We start from the raw sequence: 21,812 nt of genomic DNA on the forward strand, positions 1-21,812 counted from the left end.
TCCACAGGGGAGAAGAGGGGCAGTGCGTGGCAATCACCCGAGCCAAAAGAGAGGGGCGCCGCACCAGCGACGCCCCTCCGACTCGGCCTCTGTATGGTTATCTACTTTTTGGCCTTGCCCTGGTTGGCGACGGCCTCGATCTTCTTGGCGATGGTCTCAGGATCGCCGATGTAGTGCTTGTCGACGACGTTCCAGCCCTTGTCGAAGGTATAGGACAGGGGTACGCCGGTGGGGATGTTCACCTTGAGGATCTCGTCGGGCGTGAGGTGCTCGAACTGCATGTAGAGGGCGCGCAGGCTGTTGCCGTGTGCGGCGATGAGTACCCGCTTGCCCGCCTCGAGCTGGGGCTTGATCTCCTGCTCGAAGTACGGCCAGGCGCGCTTGATGGTGTCGTCGAGGCACTCGCAGTAGGGGAGGTCCTCCTGCGGCACATCGCGGAACATGGCCTGGACGTGCGGATCGCGCTCGTCGCCGGGCGTGAGCGCGGGCGGGCGGACGTCGAAGGAGCGGCGCCAGATGAGCACCTGGTCCTCACCATGCTCGGCGGCGGCATCGGCCTTGTTGAGGCCCTGGAGGGCACCATAGTGACGCTCGTTGAGGCGCCAGGTCTTGTGGACGGGGAGCCATGCGCGGTCGAGCTCGTCGAGTACGATGTTCAGCGTGTGAATGGCGCGCTTGAGCAGGGAGGTGTAGCACACGTCGAAGTCAAAGCCAGCCTCGCGCAGCGCCTTGCCGCCAGCTGTGGCTTCCTTGCGGCCCGTGTCGGTGAGGTCGACGTCGGTCCAACCGGTGAAGAGGTTCTTGAGGTTCCACTCGCTCTCGCCATGGCGCACGATCACCAGGTGCATACGTCCGTCATTCTCAGCCATTGTGGCTCCTTTCGTCGAGGACTGACTCCTTGGGTCCTGCGCTGTGCAAGGACACCATTGCCATCTCTATTACAGCACCTTTTTCGTCGCCTGTGGGTGAGATACTGTAAACCAGTACCCCAGTACCGGGAGCGCCGGCCATGGGGGCTTGGGAGGAGGAACGCACCATGGGGGAGTCCCACCAACGTCTGACCTATCGCGACTATGCCCGCCTTGCCCGGCTTGACGGGCGCGCGCTGGCTGCCCAGTGCTCCGTGGAGACCTTCCACGCCTCCGGCCCCGGCGGTCAGGGCGTCAATACGGCAGACTCCGCCGTGCGCATGCGGCACGTGCCTACGGGCATCGTGGTGGTGAGCCGCGAGCAGCGCTCCCAGCTGCAGAACCGCCAGTCGTGCCTGCGCAAGATCCACGCGGAGCTCAAGCGCCGCGCGCGGCCGCCCACGGTGCGCCGCACGACCAAGCCCACACGCGCGTCGGTACGCCGCCGCCTGGAGGGGAAGCATGCGCGTGCGAGTGTCAAGCGTCTGCGAAAAAGGCCGGGCATGGACGAATGAGCGCATCGTCTACTGGGATCTACCTTCTGCGCCATGTTATCATCCTCAAGGGCTTCCTTGGGGGCTTGGTTCGAGTTCGCAGGGGGCATGGACGCCTGCGGGCTCCTTCGTGCCGGGCTCCCGACAGAGGGACACCTTCGACGTCCGCCGAGCTGCTGTCTAGGGGTGATGTGGGGTGAGCACGTTGTGTCGTTTTGCACAGGGTCGGGCGGCCCTACCCCAATGGGTCCCTGCCCAGTGGGCTATCCTTACGCACGCACGGGTCTAGTGGGGGGATTCATGGCGCAGCTACGAGATACGGGGTTAGCGGAAGAAGAGGCCTTGTCGGCAGACCCAGCAACGCATGCGAACGAGCTGCTCGCACGAGTCAGGGCCACGGCAGAGGCCACCCCGAATGCGACGGCCTATCGTGCCGCGTGTCGCCCAGAGGTGACGTATGGCCAGCTGTGGGCAGACGCCTGCAAGGTTGCCCGTGCACTCCGGGAGCGTACGGATGGCCGTGCGCCCGTGATCGTGTACTGCGACAAGTCCGCCCTCGCGGTGGCCAGCTTCCTGGGCTGCCTGCTCTCGGGCCATGCCTTCGTGCCCGTCGACTGCGAGCTGCCCACGATGCGCGTGCACGACATCGCCTCGCAGATCGAGCGGCCCACGCTCCTCGCATGCGTCGATGTTCCCTCCAAACTCTCCGCCGAGCTCTCTGGGAGCACCTTGATCGATGCCCGTGCGGCGGCCCATGCCCCCCGGGAGGCTCCCGTCCCGTCCGAGGGCAGGTGGGTGCGTGGCGAGGATACCAACTACATCATCTTTACCTCTGGCTCGACGGGCCGCCCCAAGGGCATCGAGGTCTCTGCTGCCAATGTCCAGCACTTCATGCACTGGCTGCGCACGTTTCCGGTGGTGCGCGATGGCCACCGTATCTTTCTGGACCAGGCGCACTACTCCTTTGACCTCTCGGAGTACGAGCTGGTCGGAGCCCTTTCCACGGGTGGCTGCCTGCATGCCGTCTCCGACCACATGTCCGGCGACTACCGTGCCCTCTTTGCGGACCTTGCCGCCTCGGACGTGGAGGTGTGGGTGTCCACGCCCTCGTTCGCGGACTTCTGTCTGGTGGACAGGACCTTTGACGAACACCTTCTGCCCAAGCTCAGGCTCTTCCTCTTCTGTGGGGAGGAGCTCCGCCATGCGACGGCGGCCAAGCTGCGCCAGCGCTTTCCGCACGCCATTGTTGCCAACACCTACGGCCCCACGGAATCCACCGTGGCCGTCACCTATGCGGAGATCGATGATGTGGCGCTCATGGGTGCGGAATCCCTTCCCGTGGGTCGTGCGCGCGAAGGCACGGAGCTGCGCATCCTCGACCAGGCGACCGGCGCGCCGCTTGCGCCCGGCGCGACCGGCGAGATCGTGATCATTGGCGACACCGTGGCCAAGGGCTACTATGGCAACCCCGAAAAGACGGCGGAGGTGTTCTTCGATGCCAGGCGCGGGGACGGTACGCCCGTACGCGGCTACCACACGGGTGATGTGGGACACCTGGATGAGGATGGCACGCTCTTCTGCGAGGGGCGCATGGACTCGCTCGTGAAGCTCAATGGCTTCCGCATCGAGCTGGGGGAGATTGAGGGGTGCCTCGAGCAGATGGAGGGTGTGAGCCAGGCCGTGGTCGTTCCCACGCGCCGTTCGGGACGCGTGTATGGTCTGCGCGCCTACGTGGTGCTGGACCAGGGACATCCGTGCCCGAGGGGGAAGGAGGCTGCCCCCATAGCCATCACCGACTTCGCGCGCGCCGTCAAGCGGTACCTGGGCCAGCACCTGCCAGGTTACATGGTTCCCCGTACCGTTCGTGTGCTCGACCAGCTGCCGCTCACTGCCAACGGCAAGGTGGATCGCGCGGCCCTTGCGGCACGCAAGGGGTAGCCATGGTTCTCTTTGGTGTACCTAGCTTCTTCGCCATCCTGGTCGTCGTCGTGCTCGTCGCGGCGGTGTTGGGCCTCACGGGGCGTCCGCTCGCCCCTTGGGGCATGGCTTCCTCCCTTGTGCTGCTCGTCCTGCTGCTGTGGGGCCATCCCGACCAGGCAGTGGCGTTGGCCGTCTTTCTCATGCTCTCTCTTGGCATGACGCGCTGGCTCATGGCGCGTCCGCAGTCGCAGCCGCGCTTCTATGCGTCCGTGGCACTCGCCTGCGCCCCGCTCGTGACCTACAAGCTCACGGTGTCCCTTACGCCCGCCGGGCTCATGGGCTTCGTGGGCATCAGCTATGCCACGTTCAAGTCGATCCAGATTCTCATGGAGACGCACGACGGCCTTGTCACGTCGGATGACCTCTCCCTTGCCGACCAGCTCTACTTCCTGCTCAACTTCTTCGAGCTTGATTCCGGCCCCATCGACCGCAGCCGTCGCTTCGTGGCCGATGCCCACCGACGCATTCCACGCGACGAGTATGCGGGCATGCTGGCTCGCGGCATCCTGCTCGTCCTGGGTGGCATCGCCTACAAGATGGTGATCGCCGCCTATGTGCACCGCGGCTATGCACTCGTGCCCTGGGGGACGGGCCCTGTATGGCAGGAGCTCTGGCAGCAGGTCGTCATCTGCTACCAGTACGGCCTCTACCTCTTCTTCGACTTTGCAGGCTACACCATGATGGCCATGGGTGTGGGCTACTGCCTGGGCATACGCGTGCCACGCAACTTCCGTGCGCCCTTCCTCGCGAGCGACCCCATGGACTTCTGGAACCGCTGGCACATCACGCTCTCCACCTGGCTGCGCGACTTCGTGTTCATGCGTATCACGCGCGTGCTCATGAGGCATCGTGTGTTCAAGGGCACGAAGGGGCGCCTGCGTACGGCGCAGGTGGGACTCATCGTCAACATGTTGCTCATGGGGTTCTGGCATGGCGTCACGATCGACTACATCGGCTACGGCCTCTACCATGGCGTGCTCATGGCCGTCACCGAGGCCTATCATAGGAGTGCGTTCTTCAAGGCGCATCGGGACGCCGTCTGGCTTACCATGCTGTCATGGTTCGTGACCATGCAGCTGGTGTTCATGGGCTTTGCGCTGTTCTCGGGACAGGTTTCGTTTCTGGTGGGAGGGGCACTCAATGGTTGAGAGGATTTCCGCAGGTGAGCTTGAGGCTCGTATGCTCGACCTCATGGAGGAGGTCTGCGAAGACGCTGCCGTGCGCGACCATCGTGACGACGACCTCTTTGAGAGTGGCATGCTCGACTCCATGGCTGCCGTGGAGCTGCTTGTGGGCATCGAGGACGAGTTTGGCGTCTCCATCGCTCCCACGGAGCTCCCACGCGAGGAGATGAACACAGTCAACAAGATCATCGCCCAGGTAGCAAGCAGGTTGTAGCATGCGAGGGCGTCTGCGCATGCAGCTGGGCGACATGGGCCCTGGCAAGCACCTGCTTGTGGGCGTGTGCGGAGGACTTGTCGTTGCCGCCGTGGCGCTTGCCGTGATGATCGCGGCGCTGCCCGCCATGGGTCCCGCTCCGAGCTGGCGCTTCTATGACTATGTCTATGCCAGTGGCAAGTCCGAGAGCAGCTCGTTCGTCACGAGCAACATGGCCCCCGGCAGCCACCTCGTCTTCGGCTCCTCGGAGCTCTACATCTCCAAGGACACCGTGCCCACCTGCCCGCAGGCGGTGTTCGGGGAGGGTTGTGCAGACATGGGCATGACCTATGTGGGCGAGGCGTTCGACCAGAGCCTGTGGCAGGCCATCGCCGCCGGTGCCTATGCCAACAAGGTGCAGGACAAGAAGGTCATGATCATCGTCTCTCCCCAGTGGTTCTTCCGTGGGTCGGGACAGGAGGGCAAGTTCCCCTCTAAGTTCAGCTATTCGCTCTACCAGGAGTTCTGTGACAATCCCACCATCTCTGACGGAACGAAGGACTACGTGCGGCAGCGCGTGCTCGAGCTGGGTGTGGATGCAGGACAGGTGGCTGCCGCCAACAGGGACACGCCCGCCGATGCGCTCAATGGCCTCCTCTACTATCAGGCCGACCAGCTCTCCTTGCGCGGCAAGCTCGCGAACGTCATCGGCCTGGGCACAGGCAAGAATGCGGACCAACTGGCGGGAAGGGACAACGGCGAGCCTGACTGGCCGACGCTCCTTGCCAAGGGAAGGTCAGAGGGTGCTCAGATGTCCACGACCAATGCGTATGGCATCAATGACTCGTTCTGGCGTCGCAACGCCAACTATGATGCCGAATGGCACCAGACGTTTGACGAGGCGAGCGGCGAATACGACGATCTTGCCTGCTTCCTGCAGGTGTGCCATGAGAGCGGGCTCGATCCGCTCGTGTGCATCGTGCCGCTGCACGGAACGTGGTATGACCATGCGGGTGTGGGCAAGGATGTGCGCCAGTACTACTACCAGCGTATACGCGAGGTCTGCAACGATGCGGGCGTCTCGTACGCGGACTTCTCCAGCTGCGAGTATGAGCCGTACTTCCTCTGTGACACCGTGCATCCCGGTTGGGTGGGCTGGGTACGCATCGAGGAGGCCTTCTATGACTTCATGAAGGGCCGGGACGACGCCTTCCTGGGCGGCGGTGACCGGGGCGTGCCGGCGGGGCTCTCCTCGCCCGACGCGACGCAGCCCGCAGGCGAGGGGACGTCCTCGTGAGCGGGATCGCCGCGCCGCTGCGGCTCCTCCGAAAGCGGCATCCCCTGTCCGGTGGCAGGGAGCTGGCGCTGGCGTGGTCGGAACGCCACCCCCTGCAGCTGGCTGTGGCCGCTGGCGCACTCACTGTGGCCCTCGTGCTGATGATCGCATGGTTCCTGCTGTTCTCGGGGCTCAACGGCCCGGTGCAGTTCGTCTACGCGGCGTTCTGACGGGGCACGGGAGGCGGGTGCGGCCGTCTCGCCCCCCGTGACCGGTGCCTCCCCCATTTCCTCCCTCGCCATGCCCGCGGAGTTGGCCCATAATGAGGGGAGGGGAAATGACGCGGTGCCTGTTGGCCCGTGCAAGTGAGAGGACATGCGCCATGCCTGGCACCATGCGGGGGGTCTACACCAACCTTACGAAAATCCGTCGCGATGTGTTCCGCGAGGTATCGAAGGTCTGCTACCAGGCGGGCGAGGACTCGTCCATGACCAATGCCGACATCGACGATGCCTTCGACGAGCTGCCCTTCAAGATCCTTCCTGGCGACGTCGCCACCTACCGCGAGAGCGTCTTCCTGGAGCGTGCCATCATCGGCGAGCGCATTCGCCTGGCCATGGGCCTGCCGCTGCAGGGCGTGGATCGGCCGCAGCGCATCTCGGACGGCTTCAACAACGCGCAGATCGACAACATGTCGTACTACGAGCCACCGCTCATCAACATCATCAAGTTCGCCTGCAATGCCTGCCAGGACAACGTGTACGAGGTCACCAACATGTGCCAGGGCTGTCTCGCGCACCCCTGCCGCGAGGTGTGTCCCAAGCAGGCCATCTCGTTTGTGGACAAACGGGCCCACATAGACCAGGACGCCTGCGTCCACTGTGGCATGTGCGAGCGCACCTGCCCGTATGAGGCCATCCACCATCACGTGCGGCCCTGTGCCGCGGCCTGTGGCATGGGCGCCATCGGCTCCGACGAGCATGGCCGTGCCGACATCGACTACGAGAAGTGCGTGAGCTGTGGTATGTGCCTCGTGAACTGCCCGTTTGGCGCCATTGCCGACAAGAGCCAGATTGCGCAGGTCATCTGGTCCATCCAGCATGGCGAGGAGGTCATCGCCGCCGTGGCGCCGTCGTTCGTGGGGCAGTTTGGCGGCAAGGGCAACGTGGGCAAGTTGCGCGAGGCCTTCAAGCAGCTGGGCTTCTCCGGCGTGGAGGAGGTGGCCCTCGGCGCGGATCTCTGCACCGTGCAGGAGGCCGAGGACTTCCTGGATGAGGTGCCCGACAAGCTTCCCTTCATGGGAACGAGCTGCTGCCCGGCCTGGTCCGTCATGGCCAAGCGGGAGTTCCCCGAGTACGCGGACACCGTCTCCATGGCCCTCACGCCCATGACCCTCACGGCGCGTATGATTCGCACGCAGCACCCCCATGCCAAGATCGTGTTCGTGGGACCCTGCTCGGCCAAGAAGCTCGAGGCCATGCGCAAGAGCGTGCGCTCCGAGGTGGACTTCGTGCTCACCTTCGAGGAGATGGCCGGCATGATGGATGCGCGGGAGATCGACTACCTCGCCCTCGAGGATGACAACAAGAGCGACTTTGACGTCGCGAGTCGTGATGGCCGCGACTTCGCCGTCGCTGGTGGCGTCGCCAACGCCGTGGTCAATGCCATTCACCGTCGCTACCCCGAGCGTGAGGTCAACATCGTCGGCGCGGAGGGGCTCGAGGACTGTCGCAAGATGATGAGGGCTGCGGTCAAGGGCAAGTATCCAGGCTATCTGATGGAGGGCATGGCGTGTCCTGGCGGCTGTGTGGCTGGTGCCGGCACGCTCGTGTCGGTTGCCAAGTCAACGGGCGCGGTGCACCGCTATGCCAAGCGCTCGCCACGCCAGAACTCGACGGAGAACTCCTATCGCATGCTCATTCCCATGCTGGAGCAGGGCTTTACCAAGGACGACGAGGACACCGAGGTGTCCGAGAGCCGCGAGGCACAGGTGCCCAAGGCATAGGGGACGCCCGTCGTGTGACATACGAACGGCGGGACGTCCGGGGGCGTCCCGCCTGCTCCACTACGTTGCGATTGGGCCCTATGACTCCTTGGCGCCCTTGATTGATTCGTAGAACCTTGCGTGGGAGAACACGTCCTTGATGGTCTGGCCATTCACGAAGGGCAACGCAAGGAACTCGTCTACGGTGTTGACGAGGTCGCTGCAGTCCACGAAGTGGTTCTTGGAGTTGCGCAGGCTGGTGTCCTGTGCGCGCCATGCCTCGTAGTTGGCATCCGTGAGGTAGTAGACATCGCTGTCCACCTGCATGTACACGGAGTGATGGGCGTGCAGGTAGTCGGCCAGATCATCGTAATCGATGTCGAGTGCCTCAGCGGCTTTCTTTCCCATAGCGTGTCCTTTCTCCCAAGGGACTACCTGGATAGATGTGAGGGGAGGAGCCTTTGTGGAGCGAACCCTCGCCTTGAGAGGATTCTACTCCTCCATCCTGCGCGTCCCAGGGCAGGGGAGCAATGGTCTGGCAAGCGTACCGGAGCTTCGGGCGGACGTCTTGCGGTTGACAGCGGTGGAGCATGGGGTAAGGGCAACGTGCGAACCACAGGGGCCCTGCCCCACCGCCTGCTTGTATGCCAGCCCCCTGCCGTGCCGCTACATGAGGATGGCCTCGGCAAGCTCCTCCGTGGTGTCGGCAATGAGGGTGGCCCCGTGAGCAACCAGGAAGTCGCGGTCGCGGAAGCCCCACGAGACGGCGGCACACGCACATCCCACGTTGGCGGCCGTCTCGAGGTCGACCTCGGAGTCGCCCACATAGATCACGTCATTCACGCCTACGGAGAGCTTCCTCGTCACGGCCAGTACCGTATCCGGTGCCGGCTTGCGTCGGATGCCCGCGCGCTCGCCCACCACCACGTCGAACATGCGGGGAAAGTACCGCTCCACCAGATCCTGTACGGCAAAGTCACCCTTGTTGGAGACCACGCCGCGGCGCACGCCCTCGCCCGCGAGGATCTCGATGAGCTTCACGACCTGGGGGTAGGGGGCCGTGTGGTCGGCGCTGTGGACGGCATAGTGCTCCTTGAACTCGGCGAGCAGCCGTGCCTCCACCTCAGATGAGGTTCCCGCAGGCACGCTCAGGTGCATGAGGGTGCGCATGCCGTTGCCCAAGAACGCCCGCACGTCGTCCCTGCTGCGTTCGGGCATATCGTGCGCACGCAGCGTGTGGTTGACGGAGCCCCAGAGGTCCTCGAGGGTATCGAGTAGGGTACCGTCCAGATCGAAGATGGCTGCCTGGTAGGTCATCATGCCTCCTCTGTGCTGACGCGGGAGATCTGGCTCATGGCGACGCGTGCCGCCTCATCCGGGTCGTCCGTCACGTGAACGAGCTCGATGTCCGCCTGTGAGATGGTCCCGCGCGCGGCCATGGTGCCGTGCATCCACCCCAGGAGACCCCGCCAGTAGTCCCTGCCGAACAGCACGATGGGCATGGGTGCCGTCCTGTGCGTCTGCACGAGTGTAAGCAGCTCGAACGTCTCGTCCATGGTGCCAAAGCCACCGGGGAACACCACGGCGCCCTGCGAGTACTTGACGAACATGGTCTTGCGCACGAAGAAGTAGCGAAAGTTCATGCCCAGGTTGACCCAGCGGTTGACGGCCTCCTCGCAGGGCAGCTCGATGGCGAGTCCCACCGAGGTGCCGCCGCGTTCGGCGGCACCTCGGTTGGCCGCCTCCATGATGCCGGGACCGCCGCCTGTGATGACGGCGATGTCGTTGTCTGCAATGAGATTGGCGCAGCGGCGCGCGGCCCGATAGGTTGGGTCATCCGCCTGGGTCCGCGCCGACCCATAGATGGAGACGGCAGGTCCCAGCTGGGCCAGCGCATCGAATCCGTCCACAAACTCCGACTGTATGCGCAGCACGCGCCATGGATCCTCATGGAGCCACCCCATGTCGTCCCCAGAGCGCAGGATGTTCTGGTGCCCGGCGCCCTCTGGAATCATCTTTCCGCGCATGACCACGGAGCCGCTATGGAACGTTGGGCCTAGCGGCTGCTCGCTTGTGTTGCTGGCTTGCTCGTCCTCGTCACTCATTTCTCGTCCTCCCGTGTGCCGGTGCGGCTCATAGTCTAGAGCCCCTCCCAAAGTGCACACACAACGCATTGTTACACCATCGTGCATACATGCCAACAGGGCAAACGTGACGCGTGGCACATTGCGTGTGCACTTTGTGCGGCGACCCCACATATGGGCTTCCCATTATGTTGCAAATGCGACGTATGGGAGGCCCACGCGCTGGCATGATGGGCAGACCATACGGCGCAAGGGGATGTCGCGCCAGGAGAGGAGCATGATCATGGACCAGAAGATGTTCTGCTACCAGTGTGAGCAGACCGCGCGGGGCGTTGCCTGCACGGGGAACGCCGGCGTCTGCGGCAAGCCCTTTGACGTGGCACTCGACCAGGACGAGCTGACGGGCGCCCTCGTTGGCCTGGCGCGCACCTGCCTTGCCGCAGGCACGCGGAGTTCCCACGCGGACGAGCTCGTGATACGCGGGCTCTTCACCTGCATCACCAACGTCAACTTCTCGCGCGAGGCCGTGCGCGCCCTCACCGACGAGCTCCGTGCCGAGAAGGAACGCCTCGCCGCCCGGGCGGGCATCGACCCCGTCGAGGACCTGCTCCTTGGCCAGGTGTGGGCCGATGACGAGAACACGCGCTCACTCAAGTCGCTCGTCCTCTTTGGCCTGCGGGGCGCGGCGGCCTACGCCTACCACGCCCGCATGCTGGGCAGCGTGAGCGACGAGGCGCAGCAGACCTTCGTGCGGGCCCTTGCGGCGCTCGCCACCGAGAGCGACGGTGCCGCCCTGCTCGACCTCGCCCTCGAGGTGGGCAAGCTCTCCCACGACGTGATGGGCCTGCTCGATGCCGCCAACACCGGGGCCTATGGCAACCCCGAGCCCACGGAGGTCTCGCTCAAGGTCGAGAGGGGCCCCTTCGTCGTCATCTCCGGCCACGACCTGCGCGACCTCAAGCTCCTGCTCGAGCAGACCGAGGGCACGGGCGTGAGCGTCTACACCCATGGCGAGATGCTCCCTGCCAACGCCTACCCCGGGCTCAAGAGGTACCCTCAGCTCAAGGGCAACTTCGGCACCGCCTGGCAGAACCAGCAGAGGGAGTTTGCCAACGTTCCGGCGGCGTTCCTCTTCACCACCAACTGCCTCATGCCGCCCCGTCCCTCCTATGCGGACCGCGTCTTCACCACCGAGGTCGTCTCGTACCCCGAGCTGGTGCACGTCCCCCAGGCAGCCGACGGCACCAAGGACTTCACGCCGGTCATCGAGAAGGCCAGGGAGCTGGGTGGCTACGACCACGACGTACAGCTGACGGGCATCAATGGTGGCACCACCGTCACCACCGGCTTTGCGCATGGCACGGTGCTTTCCATCGCCGACAAGGTCATCGATGCCGTGAGGGCAGGCAAGATCAGGCACTTCTTCCTCGTGGGGGGCTGTGACGGCGCCAAGCCCGGTCGTACCTACTACACCGAGCTCGTGAAGCGGATTCCCGATGACTGCGTCGTGCTCACGCTCGCCTGTGGCAAGTACCGCTTCAACGACCTCGACCTGGGCGATATCGATGGCATCCCCCGCCTGCTCGACGTGGGTCAATGCAACGATGCCTATAGCGCCGTGGAGATCGCCCTCGCCCTGGCCAAGGCCTTTGACTGCAGCGTCAACGAGCTGCCGCTCTCGATCGTGCTCTCATGGTACGAGCAGAAGGCCGTGGCCGACCTGCTGGCCCTGCTGTACCTGGGCATCACGGACATCAAGCTGGGTCCCACGCTGCCTGCGTTCGTGAGTCCGGGCGTGCTTGGCACCCTGGTGGAGAAGTTCGGCCTGGCTCCCATTGCCACGCCGGAGGAGGACCTCGCCCAGATGCTCGCGTAGCAATCGGGTCGAGTAGGCAGACAGGGACAGGCGCCCGGGAGGCGGCCCATTGCGCTCGCGAGGATGGGGCGCCTCCCTCAAATGCGCGCACGCTGCCGTGTCACGAGGCGCGGGGCAGGTGGAGGAGCATCACCGGCGGCAGGCGCCCTCCGGCACCCAGGCGGCGTCCGTTGCCACGATGACGTTGTTGTCCTCACAGGTGGGGCTATCGGGACTGCAGGGAATCACCCATACGTGGGCAAAGGCGGTCTCCAGGTTGTGCATGACCTCGTGCAGCGTGCGCGCGTGTGCACCCTCAAGGGCCCCGATGACATTGGCAAGATAGGCGCCAGATGGGTCGAGGAGCCTGTGTATGAGCGCCGCGGCATCCGGCGTCGCGAGCGTACGCAGTGGCTCCTCTGCCGCGAACACGTCGTTGAGGATGAGGTCCCAGCGTGCGGCTGGATTGTCGGGCGCGCCCAGCTCGAGCACGTCATGCGCATCAGCCACCAGCGTGCGCAGCCGTCCTTGCGCATCGCGACCACCGCACGCCTCGTCGAGCCGGTCGAGCAGGAAGTACCGGTGGGCCACCTCCACGATGGCGGGATCTGCCTCTACGACATCCACCTGCACATCGGGCAGCAGCATGAGCAGGTGCTTGGGATAGGCATAGCCGCCACCCCCCAGCATGAGGACGCGCCGGGGGCACAGGTGCCCAAGCGCCACGTCATAGAGCTGGTGGTAGGGGAAGGCGAGGTCTGCCCACCCCTCGTCCAGGTACGTCGCGCTCTGCCAGCTGCCATCGACCTCCAGGATGCGCACGGGCCGACCCGCCTGGGTGGTGTCCACCACACGAACCCTGCCAAAGAGGGTCCTAGGCAGGCGCAGGATGGTGCGCTGCGGCCTCAGCGATCGTCGGAGCGTCGCGAGGTAGCCCTCCACTGCCGTTCTCATGCCAAAGACGTTCACGCTCCAGCCTCCCTCCGACAAACCGATGACGGGACTCCCGTACAATGGGATACCACCGGGAAGGCGTATGAGGGGAGTCGTACCCATGGCTGGCGGTCTGCATTGCTGCGACTGTGTGTTTGCCACACTGTCAAAAAACGAGGAATCGGGCGCATACCAGTGCGCGTGCGGTAAGGGCTACACCCTTGCCAACCCCCATGTACACACCGACCCCGAGCGCTTCTTTGACGAGGATCCCCGCAAGCTCGTTCCCATGGTCGACCCCTTTGGGAAGGAGTTCCTGCGCACCGAGAACGTCTGCAAGTCGTTCCGGCCTCGTGCGGCGGCCATACACGGCCCCAAGGGCCGACGGGCCAACTGGAACTTCTGGGGCAGGCACAAGCGCATGTAGCGCGCGGGGCCGTTAGCGTGCCGTGGCACCACCGGGGATCTCGCCTGCGCAGTGCGGGCAGCGGGTGGCGCCGACCTTGACCTCCTCCAGGCAGTGGGGGCAGAGGGGAGCTGCGGCCTCCTCTTCCTCCTGCCGCTTGTGCGTGAGCCTGGCGGTGGCCTTCTGCAGCCTGTTGATGGCCTTGACCATCATGAACACGATGAGAGCCACGATCAGGAAGTTGATGATCGCGGAGATGAAGTTGGAGAAGCCGATGGTGTTGTTGCCCACGGTGATGTCCATGCCCGTGGCATCGGTGCCACCACCGGAGAGGATGGCGATGAGCGGTTGGATGATGTCGCTGGTGAGTGAGGTGACGATGGCCGTGAACGCGCCGCCGATGATGATACCGACGGCCATGTCCATGACGTTGCCCCGCATGATGAACTCTTTGAACTCGCTCATGAACCTCTTCATCTGTTCCCCCCTGGTCGTGGTGCAATCGTTTGGCATGATCCTGAGCCGCAACTAGAGGGCATGGTAACAAAAGTCTTGCTAGCGGTGGCGTGGGGTCGTGAGCTCGTCAGTGTCCAGGCAGATGGTCACGGGCCCGTCGTTGACGAGCGAGACTTCCATGTGCGCCCCAAAGGTGCCGCGACCCACCTGCGCCACATCCGCCTCGGCAAGGCTGCAGAAGCGCTCGTAGAGCCTGCTGGCCACCGCGGGTTCGGCGGCACCGGCAAAGCTGGGCCGCCGACCGCGTCGGCAGTCCGCATAGAGCGTGAACTGGCTCACCACCAGCACCTCGCCCGACACGTCGAGGAGCGAGCGGTTCATCCGTCCCGTCTCGTCGGCAAACACCCGCAGGTGGGAGACCTTATCCCAGAGGAGCTGCGCCGTCCTGTCGCTGTCATGGGGCGCCACGCCCAGCAGGATGAGGTAGCCGCTGCCGCAGCGGCCCACCTCCGTGCCATCCACAGAGACGGATGCGCGCCGCACGCGCTGGAGAACCGCTCGCACGATGACCCTACAGCCCGTAGAGGGCCGAGAACTTCTCGGTGAGGTAGGCGGTGTAGTAGCGCGCCGAGAAGGGCTCGCCACAGGCCGCCTCGATGAGCTCGCCCGCGTCCCTGGAGCGCCCGAAGCGCCATATGTGCTGCCTGAGCCAGGCGTGGATGGGGGAGAGATCGCCGCTCGCGAGCACGCCATCCCAGTCCATGCCCTCCGCGATCATCCGATGGCGCAGCTGTGCGCCGATGGCACCACCCAGGGCATACGTGGGGAAGTAGCCAAAGAGGCCATCGGCCCAGTGCGTGTCCTGCAGGGCGCCCTGGGCGTCGCTCGGCACCTTGACGCCCAGGTACTCCCGGTACTTGGCGCTCCACAGCGCGGGGACGTCCCTGGCCGCACACTCGCCCGCAAAGAGCATCTGCTCGATCTCATAGCGGACGAGGATGTGCAGGGGATAGGTGAGCTCGTCCGCCTCGGTGCGGACGGGCGTGCCCTCGGCTCGGTTGACGGCCAGGTAGAACTGGTTGGGCGTCACACGGCCCAACTGCCCCTTGAAGTGGCTGGCCATCACGGCGAGCAGCGGCCCGGCAAAGGCGCGCGAGCGGCCCACGTAGTTCTCGAAGAAGCGGGACTGTCCCTCGTGCATGCCCGATGACGTGCCACCCTTGAGGGACGTGTAGTTGTAGGCGGACTCCACGCCCGTCTCGTAGAGGGCATGGCCCCCCTCGTGCAGCATGGTGAACACGTTGGAGCACACGTCATCCTCGCGCACGTGACAGGCGATGAAGCCGTAGTTGGTGGTGAGGGCATCGCTGTAGGGGTGTTCGGTGGTGGCCAGGAGCATCTTGTTGCCGTCGAGCCCCTCGAGCCTCATGAGGTCGTAGGCGAGTTCCATCTGGCGGCGCTCGTCGAACTTGCCTTCGACGACGGTGCGCGGCGGCTGCCAGCCCTTCTGCCGGATGGCGGAGAGCAGGGGCACCACTGCCTGCTTGACCTCGGCAAAGAAGGCGTCGTAGAAGCCACGGTCGGTGCCATGCTCGAAGTCGTCCAGCCATACGTCGTACGGGACGGAATCGGGTCTGCGAAGCCTGGCGATGGTGGTGGCCTGCGCCACCAGGCGGTCGAGGTAGGGTTCGAAGGACGCCCAGTCGTCATCCGCCTTGGCCTTGCGCCACACGGCGTCCGCCTCGTTGGTGAGGCGTGCGAAGCCACCCTGTACGTCGGCGGGGACGCCCACGAGGCGCGCCCGGTCGCGCTGGATGATGCGTGCCTGTGCCTCCTGCGTCTCGGTGAGGATGTGCCCCATCTTGGAGAGGCGCTCCAGGAGCTCGCCAGTCTCCTTGGAGCAGAGCAGGGCCTGGTCCTCCTCCTCGAGGATGGACAGCGCCTCGCCGCGGTCCGCCGTGGCGTCCGCGGGATCGAGCGAGGGGCCATAGCACGAGATGCCCGTGCTCGCATAGCGATGCGCGTAGCGGTGGCGCTCGAGGTTGTCGAGGGCGTCTATGTCCGCCTTGGGGTTGCCGATGGCGGCCGGGCTCGTTTTGGGCGGCATGCCGTCCGAGGGCGCCGCATGCGCGGCCTGATGGGTGTTGGGTGCGGTGACGCTCTCGTCTGCCATGGGGTTCCCCGTTTCTCTTGCGTTTGACGGTGTTGTGGACATACGCCCCTAGTCTAGTCCGCACGCCAACCAAATGGAGCGGCTATCGACCTGTGAGGCCCATTTGCGTTCCCGAGCGCGATACTGAAAGGGTCTGTGAGCATGAGTGCCCGATGGTATCGGGCGGGGAGAACGGAGGCCAATCATGGCGGAGGAAACCAGGTGCGTGCTAGGCATCGATGTGGGCGGCACATCCATCAAGGCGGGGCTGCTCTCCCTTGATGGCGAGGTCATTGGCAGGACCAGGATCCCCACGGGCGAGCTGACGAGCACGGCGGCATTTGGGGAGGTCACGGAGGGACTGGACCAGCTCGTCGTGTCGGCGGGCCACACGGGGTCCGATGTGGTCGCCATAGGGCTTGACGTGCCTGGCCCCGTGGACGATACGGGCAAGGTGGGCTTCTTCCCCAACGTCGCGCTTGATTCCGAGGGCATGCGCAACGCCCTGCAGGAGGCCTTTCCCGGCTCGCAGCTCGCCTTTGTGAACGACGCCAACGCCGCCGCCCTCGGCGAGCTCTGGAAGGGCACGGCCAAGGGCATCAGCAGCTTTGTGATGATCACGCTCGGCACGGGCGTGGGTGGCGGCGTGGTCATCGGCGGCAGGCTCGTGAGTGGTGCGTTCGGTGCCGGCGGCGAGATAGGCCACATCACCGTCCAGCCCGAGGGCGAGCAGCGCACCTGCGGCTGCGGCCGCCATGGGTGCCTGGAGCAGTATGCCTCCGCCAAGGGGCTGGTATGGCTCTACCGCCGCGAGTGCAAGCGATCTGATGCCGTGCCCGCTCACATCGTGCACGAGACCGACACCATCTCTGTCTTCCGTGCCCTGCAGGAGGGTGACGAGTGCGCAGACATCGCGGTGGACGTCATGTGTGACCGTCTGGGCTTTGCTCTGGCACAGATATCCGCGACCATCGATCCGGCCGCCTATCTCGTCGGCGGTGGCGTGGCGGGGGCATTCGACCTCTTTTCCACGCGCCTGGCGGCGGCGTATCGCTCGCACTGCCTGTCCACCTCGGCGGACGCGCGCATCCTGCCATGCAGCCTGGGCAACGATGCCGGCATGTATGGCGCCGCCTATGCAGGGCTGACGCAAGCGGGGCTGCTGTAGGTCCATGCCCCGCATTTGGTGGTATTCTTGACTCACGTTACTGATGCGGCGTCCAGGGATGCAGCAGGCAGTCCCGAGCCACCGAACGGATCATGGAGGAGAAGTCGATGAGTGATTTTGTCAAGGCAAGCAACGTCTTTCTGGATAACCCCGCCACCACCGTTGATGAGGCACTCGATTTCATCTCGGGCAAGGCTGTGGAGTTGGGCCTTGCCAACGACAAGCAGGCCGTTCTCGAGGCCTTCAAGGCCCGTGAGGGCGAGGGTACCACGGGCATGATGGGGAGCTTCGCCATTCCGCATGCCAAGAGTGCCGCCATCACCGATGCCGCCGTCATCGTGGTTAAGTTTGCGGGTGACGTCGCATGGGAGTCCATGGACAAGAAGCCCATCCGCGTTGCCATCGCCCTGCTCATCCCCGATGCGGAGGCTGGCACCACGCACCTGCAGATACTCTCCAAGGTCGCCATCATGCTGATGGACGAGGAGTTCCGCTCCCAGACCCTGGAGGATGGCGACCCCGCCTCCATCGCCCGGCGCATCAACGCCCGTCTCGACTAGCGCCTTCTCAGGCCCTCCGGGGAGTCCCCGTGCGGACAGCTCCTTAGGCTGTGCGAGGTTTTTAGCGATCCTTGTCTCGCGTGCGGATTCCAGTCCGCACGCGAGACGTTTTTATCGAGAAAACCTCGCACAACCACAACCGGGATGGAGGCGATCCGGGGGAGGGAAGGGCGAGGGGAGTGGGACATGCCGAGCGGCATGAGCTGACCGTGCCGCCCGCAGCCTGTCCCTCCAGGTGGCCCTGGAGGGACAGGCGAGCCTGCCAAAGCGGACGATCTGTCGCGGACAGCCCTCGCTTTTGGCTAGGCGACGACATCGCCGGTAAGACCGGGCATGTCCCCATGCCATGAGCCGGTGGCGAAGCGTGTGGGGAAGCCTGCCAGGAGCGCATCCTGCCGACCCGTGGGGTGGGCGTGAAGCCTGCGCCAAGGACATCGGCACTTGTGGACGACTTCCCGCGTTCCCGTGTCGGCGTGTAATCTGACGGGACGAGCTACATCGCCAGGGCGGTCTGGGCGGTGTAGGTACGCGTCTGGTATTCGCGGTCTAGGTTGTAGAGTCCCATGGGGTCGGAGCCGAAGAGGTTCATGTTGGTGACCATCTCGGTGGCGTTGGCCTCCTCCTCGCCCTGCTCCTCGACGAACCAATCGAGCATCTTCATGGTGCGCAGATCGCTGACCTTCTGGGCTACGGCGTAGCACTCGTTGATGCTCTTGGTGATGTACTGCTCGTGCTCGAGGGCGGCCGTGAGGGGCGCGAGGTCGTCCGCAAAGGTGAGGTCGGGCTGGGCGATGGCCTCCATCTTGGGGAGGACGTCGTTGTCCAGCAGGTAACGGCGCAGGATCTTTGCATGGTCGACCTCCTCCTTCGACTGGATCACGTACCAGTTGGCGAAGCCCTTGAGGCCACGGTCGTCGTAGTAGTCGGCAAAGGTCATGTAGAGGTAGGCGGAGTAGAGCTCCTTGTTGATCTGTGCGTTGAGAATCTGAGAGACGCTGTTGTCGAGTGCCATGATGGCTTCCTTTCGCTTGTCGGCGATACCGGTGGGCTATGTCGTGCCGCTACCCTCATCTATACCCGTCCATGGTGTGCTATGCACGGAGGAGTGGCATAGTGCTCGCGTAAAAAGTCCGCACGAGGGCCTGGATGGTTCGCTGCCCTGCTCGCACCTACAGCTCGCGCGTCTCGTAGAGGCGCACGGAGAGGAGGGCGCTCAGCGCGTAGAGTGCAAGCATGGACAAGAAGAGCACGAGCGGGCCAGATGAGGTGACGAAGGTGGAGAGGCTTCCGGCCAGTTCGCTGCCGAACTGGGCGATGACGAGGGTGGGCACGACGAAGAAGAGCATCAGGAGGACCCTGCTGCCCTTCGTGATGCCAAAGCGCGCGAAGCAGGGCATGGCAAAGGAGGCGCTCACGAGCAGAAGCGAACCGAGCAGCAGGGCCATGCGCGCGAGCGCCTCCAGCGAGGGGTCCTCCTGGGAGAGCAGGGAGGCGATGTGCGGGGGCATGCCCTGCCAAAGGGTGGCGAGCGCAGAGACCACGAGCACCAGCAGGACGTTCGCGCCCACGATCACCGCCAGCACGCTCGCGTAGCGCCCGAGCATCACATCGCGGCGCGTGAGGGGCAGGGTCAGGCGAAACGAGGCCCAGCCACCGTTCTCGTCCATGCCAAAGGCGTTGAAGAGGTACATGAAGCTGAACATGTAGCCTCCCGCGATGGGGCCGCCGAGCAGGTCTCGGGTGGCCAGGGTGACGATGAGCAGTACCAGCAGGACGGAGCCTGCGAGCTGGCGGAGGGTCTGTCTCATCGTGACGAGGTCGCAGAGGAGCATGGTCTTCATGCGAGGTCCCCCTTCAGCGTGATGGTCATGTACGACTCGATATCGGCGGCATCGACGGCGATGTCCGGGTGCTCGCGGGCGAACGCGCGGCGGTCCGGCACGAGCAGGTCGCAGGAGTACTCGTGGCGCAGGTAGCGCATGCCGGGCTCGAGGAGGTGCTCGGCCTCTTCGGAGCGCAGGTGCGCGATGCCCGCCTCGTCGCAGATCGCATCGCGCGTGAGGGCAAAGGCGATGCGGCCCTCGTCCAGGCAGACGATGCGGTCGGCGATGTGCTCGAGGTCGGTGGTGATGTGCGTGGCGAGCAGGATGCCACGTCCCTCGCGCTCGGCCATGAAGCCGCGCAGGACGTCGAGCACGTCCTCGCGGGCGAGGGGGTCGAGCCCGGCCGTGGCCTCGTCAAGGACGAGCAGGTCGGGGCGGTGCGCGAGTGCGAAGGCGAGCTGCAGGCGCATGCCTATGCCGCGCGAGAGGTCGCGCACGACCTTCTTGCCGTCGAGGGCGACGTCGTGCACGAGGCCATCGAAGAGCTGGTAGTCCCACATGTCCCCATATGACAGGGAGCCCAGGGTCGCCACATCCCGCACCCTGAGGGTCTGCGGGAACGCGATCGTGTCGAAGACCGTGCCGACATGCCGCTTGACGGCGGCGAGCCGGGGGTTCGTGACGCTCGCCCCCTCGCCGAGCAGCTCTGCGGCGCCGCCGTCGTAGGGGATGAGGCCGAGGAGGCTCTTGATGAGGGTCGTCTTGCCGGCCCCGTTGCGCCCGACGAGGCCCACGACCTCGCTCGGCGCGACGTCGAGCGAGACGCCGTCGAGCGTGAATCCCTCGTAGCGTTTGGTGAGGCCCTTGATGCGGATGAGGTCTTCCATAGTGCTCTCCCCTCAGTCGGACTCGGCGAGCGTGTCGAGCATCTCGTGCAGCTCGGCCGTGGCGATGCCGACGGCCTTGGCCTTGTCCAGCGCCTTGCCGAGCAGCTCCTCCACCTGCCGCATGCGCTCCTCGCGCAGCAGCTCCACGTTGCCACCGGTGACGAAGCTGCCCTTGCCCTGCACGGTGTCGATGAAGCCCTGGGCCTCGAGCTCCGCATAGGCGCGCTTGGTGGTGATGGCCGAGATGCGCAGGTCGTTGGCGAGCGAGCGGATGGAGGGGAGCGCCTCGCCCTGGTCGAGCTCGCCTGTGAGGATGGCGTCCCTCATCTGCGAGACGATCTGCTCGTAGATGGGCTTGTCGCTCGAGTTGGAGATGATGACGTCCACGCGAGCCCTTCCCCGCTGCTCTGTTGCCTTACTGTATATGTACAGTATATACAATAGATACGGATGTCAAGGGATTTAGGGCTTTTACCCACCGGCTGACGTATGTCATATCGCACTGCGAAGGTGCGATTTTGGAAGGCACGATGATACGGATGCCAAGGAAGGCAGGGGAATTTTGGGGCACACATCCTCTAAGTTCCGAGTAGCGCGCAAAAGGTGATGAGCCATTCGCGCATATTCCGTTGCACTAGGGTGCTCAATAGCAGTGCTCGTGGTTCTTCGCGTCTGCTTGGGAGACGTAAGGGTGGGCAGGAGTCAGCTCAGTGCCTCGATGAGACGGGCGCAGTGCCATGGGGCATCATGGTTCGGGTACACGTCTCATGTATGGTGAAGAAGTCGGGCTTCTGTCGGATCTCGGAGTACTCGAACATGATGCCCTGAGAGTCGAAGAAGTGCCCGCGTATGACCCCAACTGCCTGGGGGCCATCGATGCCAAAGATCATCTGGTCATCATCGTTGGGCGCCTCTATGGTGATGGTGCGTTTGCCCGTGGTGATTGCCACGCCCTGTGACTCGAGGTACGCATAGAGCGAGCCTTCCACGTCGCGAGGCGTGAGGGCGGGCGCCTCGGTAGCCAGCAGATGGGAGGTCTCGATCGAGACGGGGATGCCATCTGCCGACTTCACACGGTTGATGACGAAGATAGGCGTTCCTGGACTGAAGCCGGTTGCCTGAGAGAGTCGCTCGTCAACAGTGATGCGCTCGAAGGAGCGCACGTATACAGTGCTCTCGAAACCCTGATGCCTTGCACGCTCCGCAAATGACTCAAGGTTATCTGGCGCGCCCCTGTCGTCAGTCTGCGGTCGCCAGATGATGCGAACGCCTTTGCCCTGTATGGGTTGCACGTAGCCATTGAGTGCAAGCTCCGAGAGTGCGCGGCGTACCGTGGAGCGCGAGCATCCGTAGCGGGCGCACAGCTCACTCTCGGACAAGAGCATCGACTGATAGCTATAGAGTCCACGCTCGATGCCGCTCTGGATGTCCCTGTATATGTTCTGAAACAGTGCCCTTGCCAATGCCCA

At 64.6% G+C, this 21,812-nt stretch carries 23 protein-coding genes and 1 pseudogene; 11 read left to right on the forward strand and 13 right to left on the reverse strand.

Annotated features, from left to right (window positions below; genetic code table 11):
* Positions 1-101: 101 nt before the first annotated feature.
* Positions 102-869 carry a 2,3-diphosphoglycerate-dependent phosphoglycerate mutase gene (gpmA, locus tag J2S71_RS05950; protein WP_021724955.1) on the reverse strand — a complete coding sequence of 256 codons (768 nt, stop codon included), beginning with the start codon at positions 867-869 and terminating at the stop codon, positions 102-104.
* Between the two features lie 254 nt (positions 870-1,123).
* Between gpmA and J2S71_RS05955 the strand changes: the two are divergent.
* The 7 genes and pseudogenes from J2S71_RS05955 to J2S71_RS05985 form a co-directional block, all read left to right on the forward strand.
* A pseudogene (locus J2S71_RS05955) lies at positions 1,124-1,423 on the forward strand (peptide chain release factor-like protein); the annotation flags it as partial.
* Positions 1,424-1,744: 321 nt separating this feature from the next.
* Entirely contained in the window at positions 1,745-3,340 is a 1,596-nt protein-coding gene (gene dltA, locus J2S71_RS05960; protein WP_307389650.1) for a D-alanine--poly(phosphoribitol) ligase subunit DltA, read from the forward strand.
* 2 nt (positions 3,341-3,342) lie between these two features.
* A complete protein-coding gene (gene dltB, locus J2S71_RS05965) occupies positions 3,343-4,530 on the forward strand; it encodes a D-alanyl-lipoteichoic acid biosynthesis protein DltB (RefSeq protein WP_307389653.1) in 1,188 nt (395 codons plus the stop codon).
* Positions 4,523-4,780, forward strand: coding sequence for a D-alanine--poly(phosphoribitol) ligase subunit DltC (gene dltC, locus J2S71_RS05970; protein WP_021724949.1), 258 nt, complete (start codon positions 4,523-4,525; stop codon positions 4,778-4,780). The genes dltB and dltC overlap by 8 nt, the downstream gene beginning before the upstream one ends.
* A 1-nt stretch (position 4,781) precedes the next feature.
* Positions 4,782-6,056 carry a D-alanyl-lipoteichoic acid biosynthesis protein DltD gene (gene dltD, locus J2S71_RS05975; RefSeq protein ID WP_307389656.1) on the forward strand — a complete coding sequence of 425 codons (1,275 nt, stop codon included), beginning with the start codon at positions 4,782-4,784 and terminating at the stop codon, positions 6,054-6,056.
* Positions 6,053-6,265 carry a hypothetical protein gene (locus tag J2S71_RS05980; RefSeq protein ID WP_307389659.1) on the forward strand — a complete coding sequence of 71 codons (213 nt, stop codon included), beginning with the start codon at positions 6,053-6,055 and terminating at the stop codon, positions 6,263-6,265. The genes dltD and J2S71_RS05980 overlap by 4 nt, the downstream gene beginning before the upstream one ends.
* A 152-nt stretch (positions 6,266-6,417) precedes the next feature.
* Positions 6,418-8,040, forward strand: coding sequence for a 4Fe-4S dicluster domain-containing protein (locus tag J2S71_RS05985; RefSeq protein WP_307389661.1), 1,623 nt, complete (start codon positions 6,418-6,420; stop codon positions 8,038-8,040).
* 78 nt (positions 8,041-8,118) lie between these two features.
* Here the strand turns inward: J2S71_RS05985 and J2S71_RS05990 are convergent, their stop codons facing one another.
* The 3 genes from J2S71_RS05990 to J2S71_RS06000 form a co-directional block, all read right to left on the reverse strand.
* Positions 8,119-8,427, reverse strand: coding sequence for a hypothetical protein (locus tag J2S71_RS05990; RefSeq protein ID WP_021724925.1), 309 nt, complete (start codon positions 8,425-8,427; stop codon positions 8,119-8,121).
* Between the two features lie 258 nt (positions 8,428-8,685).
* Complete coding sequence (locus J2S71_RS05995; RefSeq protein ID WP_021724932.1) at positions 8,686-9,336, reverse strand: HAD family hydrolase; 651 nt, start codon at positions 9,334-9,336, stop codon at positions 8,686-8,688.
* Positions 9,336-10,124, reverse strand: coding sequence for an LOG family protein (locus tag J2S71_RS06000; protein ID WP_307389665.1), 789 nt, complete (start codon positions 10,122-10,124; stop codon positions 9,336-9,338). Before J2S71_RS06000 ends, J2S71_RS05995 begins: the two co-directional genes overlap by 1 nt.
* 262 nt (positions 10,125-10,386) lie before the next feature.
* Between J2S71_RS06000 and hcp the strand changes: the two genes are divergently transcribed.
* Complete coding sequence (hcp, locus tag J2S71_RS06005) at positions 10,387-11,979, forward strand: hydroxylamine reductase (RefSeq protein WP_307389667.1); 1,593 nt, start codon at positions 10,387-10,389, stop codon at positions 11,977-11,979.
* Between the two features lie 129 nt (positions 11,980-12,108).
* Here hcp and J2S71_RS06010 read toward each other — a convergent pair whose 3' ends face one another.
* On the reverse strand, positions 12,109-12,927 hold the full coding sequence (locus J2S71_RS06010) for a spermidine synthase (protein ID WP_021724959.1): 819 nt from the start codon (positions 12,925-12,927) through the stop codon (positions 12,109-12,111).
* Positions 12,928-13,012: 85 nt separating this feature from the next.
* On the opposite strand from J2S71_RS06010, the gene J2S71_RS06015 reads away from it, so the two are divergent.
* Complete coding sequence (locus J2S71_RS06015; protein WP_021724943.1) at positions 13,013-13,318, forward strand: hypothetical protein; 306 nt, start codon at positions 13,013-13,015, stop codon at positions 13,316-13,318.
* Positions 13,319-13,330: 12 nt separating this feature from the next.
* Here J2S71_RS06015 and mscL read toward each other — a convergent pair whose 3' ends face one another.
* The 3 genes from mscL to J2S71_RS06030 all read right to left on the reverse strand — a co-directional run bounded on the left by mscL (position 13,331) and on the right by J2S71_RS06030 (position 15,926).
* Positions 13,331-13,762 (reverse strand): large conductance mechanosensitive channel protein MscL, encoded by a 432-nt coding sequence (mscL, locus tag J2S71_RS06020; RefSeq protein WP_307389671.1) that lies wholly within the window; start codon positions 13,760-13,762, stop codon positions 13,331-13,333.
* Positions 13,763-13,852: 90 nt separating this feature from the next.
* Entirely contained in the window at positions 13,853-14,317 is a 465-nt protein-coding gene (dtd, locus tag J2S71_RS06025; RefSeq protein ID WP_307389675.1) for a D-aminoacyl-tRNA deacylase, read from the reverse strand.
* A gap of 7 nt (positions 14,318-14,324) precedes the next feature.
* Positions 14,325-15,926, reverse strand: a complete 1,602-nt coding sequence (locus tag J2S71_RS06030; RefSeq protein ID WP_307389678.1) for a carboxypeptidase M32 — start codon at positions 15,924-15,926, stop codon at positions 14,325-14,327.
* A 184-nt stretch (positions 15,927-16,110) separates the two neighbouring features.
* On the opposite strand from J2S71_RS06030, the gene J2S71_RS06035 reads away from it, so the two are divergent.
* Positions 16,111-17,073: an ROK family protein gene (locus tag J2S71_RS06035; RefSeq protein ID WP_307389681.1), complete on the forward strand. Its 963-nt coding sequence runs from the start codon at positions 16,111-16,113 to the stop codon at positions 17,071-17,073.
* A gap of 107 nt (positions 17,074-17,180) precedes the next feature.
* Complete coding sequence (locus J2S71_RS06040; RefSeq protein ID WP_021724979.1) at positions 17,181-17,633, forward strand: fructose PTS transporter subunit IIA; 453 nt, start codon at positions 17,181-17,183, stop codon at positions 17,631-17,633.
* A 493-nt stretch (positions 17,634-18,126) separates the two neighbouring features.
* On the opposite strand, the gene J2S71_RS06045 is transcribed toward J2S71_RS06040, so the two are convergent.
* The 5 genes from J2S71_RS06045 to J2S71_RS06065 all read right to left on the reverse strand — a co-directional run bounded on the left by J2S71_RS06045 (position 18,127) and on the right by J2S71_RS06065 (position 21,806).
* The gene (locus J2S71_RS06045; RefSeq protein ID WP_307389685.1) at positions 18,127-18,645 is read right to left on the reverse strand and encodes a ferritin; all 519 of its coding nucleotides are present in this window, start codon (positions 18,643-18,645) and stop codon (positions 18,127-18,129) included.
* Positions 18,646-18,802: 157 nt separating this feature from the next.
* Positions 18,803-19,474, reverse strand: a complete 672-nt coding sequence (locus J2S71_RS06050; protein ID WP_307389688.1) for an ABC-2 transporter permease — start codon at positions 19,472-19,474, stop codon at positions 18,803-18,805.
* Positions 19,471-20,343, reverse strand: a complete 873-nt coding sequence (locus J2S71_RS06055) for an ABC transporter ATP-binding protein (protein ID WP_307389691.1) — start codon at positions 20,341-20,343, stop codon at positions 19,471-19,473. Before J2S71_RS06055 ends, J2S71_RS06050 begins: the two co-directional genes overlap by 4 nt.
* 12 nt (positions 20,344-20,355) lie before the next feature.
* Positions 20,356-20,730, reverse strand: a complete 375-nt coding sequence (locus J2S71_RS06060; protein WP_021724991.1) for a GntR family transcriptional regulator — start codon at positions 20,728-20,730, stop codon at positions 20,356-20,358.
* Positions 20,731-21,050: 320 nt separating this feature from the next.
* Positions 21,051-21,806 (reverse strand): GntR family transcriptional regulator, encoded by a 756-nt coding sequence (locus J2S71_RS06065; protein WP_021724998.1) that lies wholly within the window; start codon positions 21,804-21,806, stop codon positions 21,051-21,053.
* Positions 21,807-21,812 lie beyond the last annotated feature (6 nt).

The organism is Olsenella profusa DSM 13989, assembly GCF_030811115.1.
Classification (GTDB): Bacteria; Actinomycetota; Coriobacteriia; order Coriobacteriales; family Atopobiaceae; genus Olsenella_F; species Olsenella_F profusa.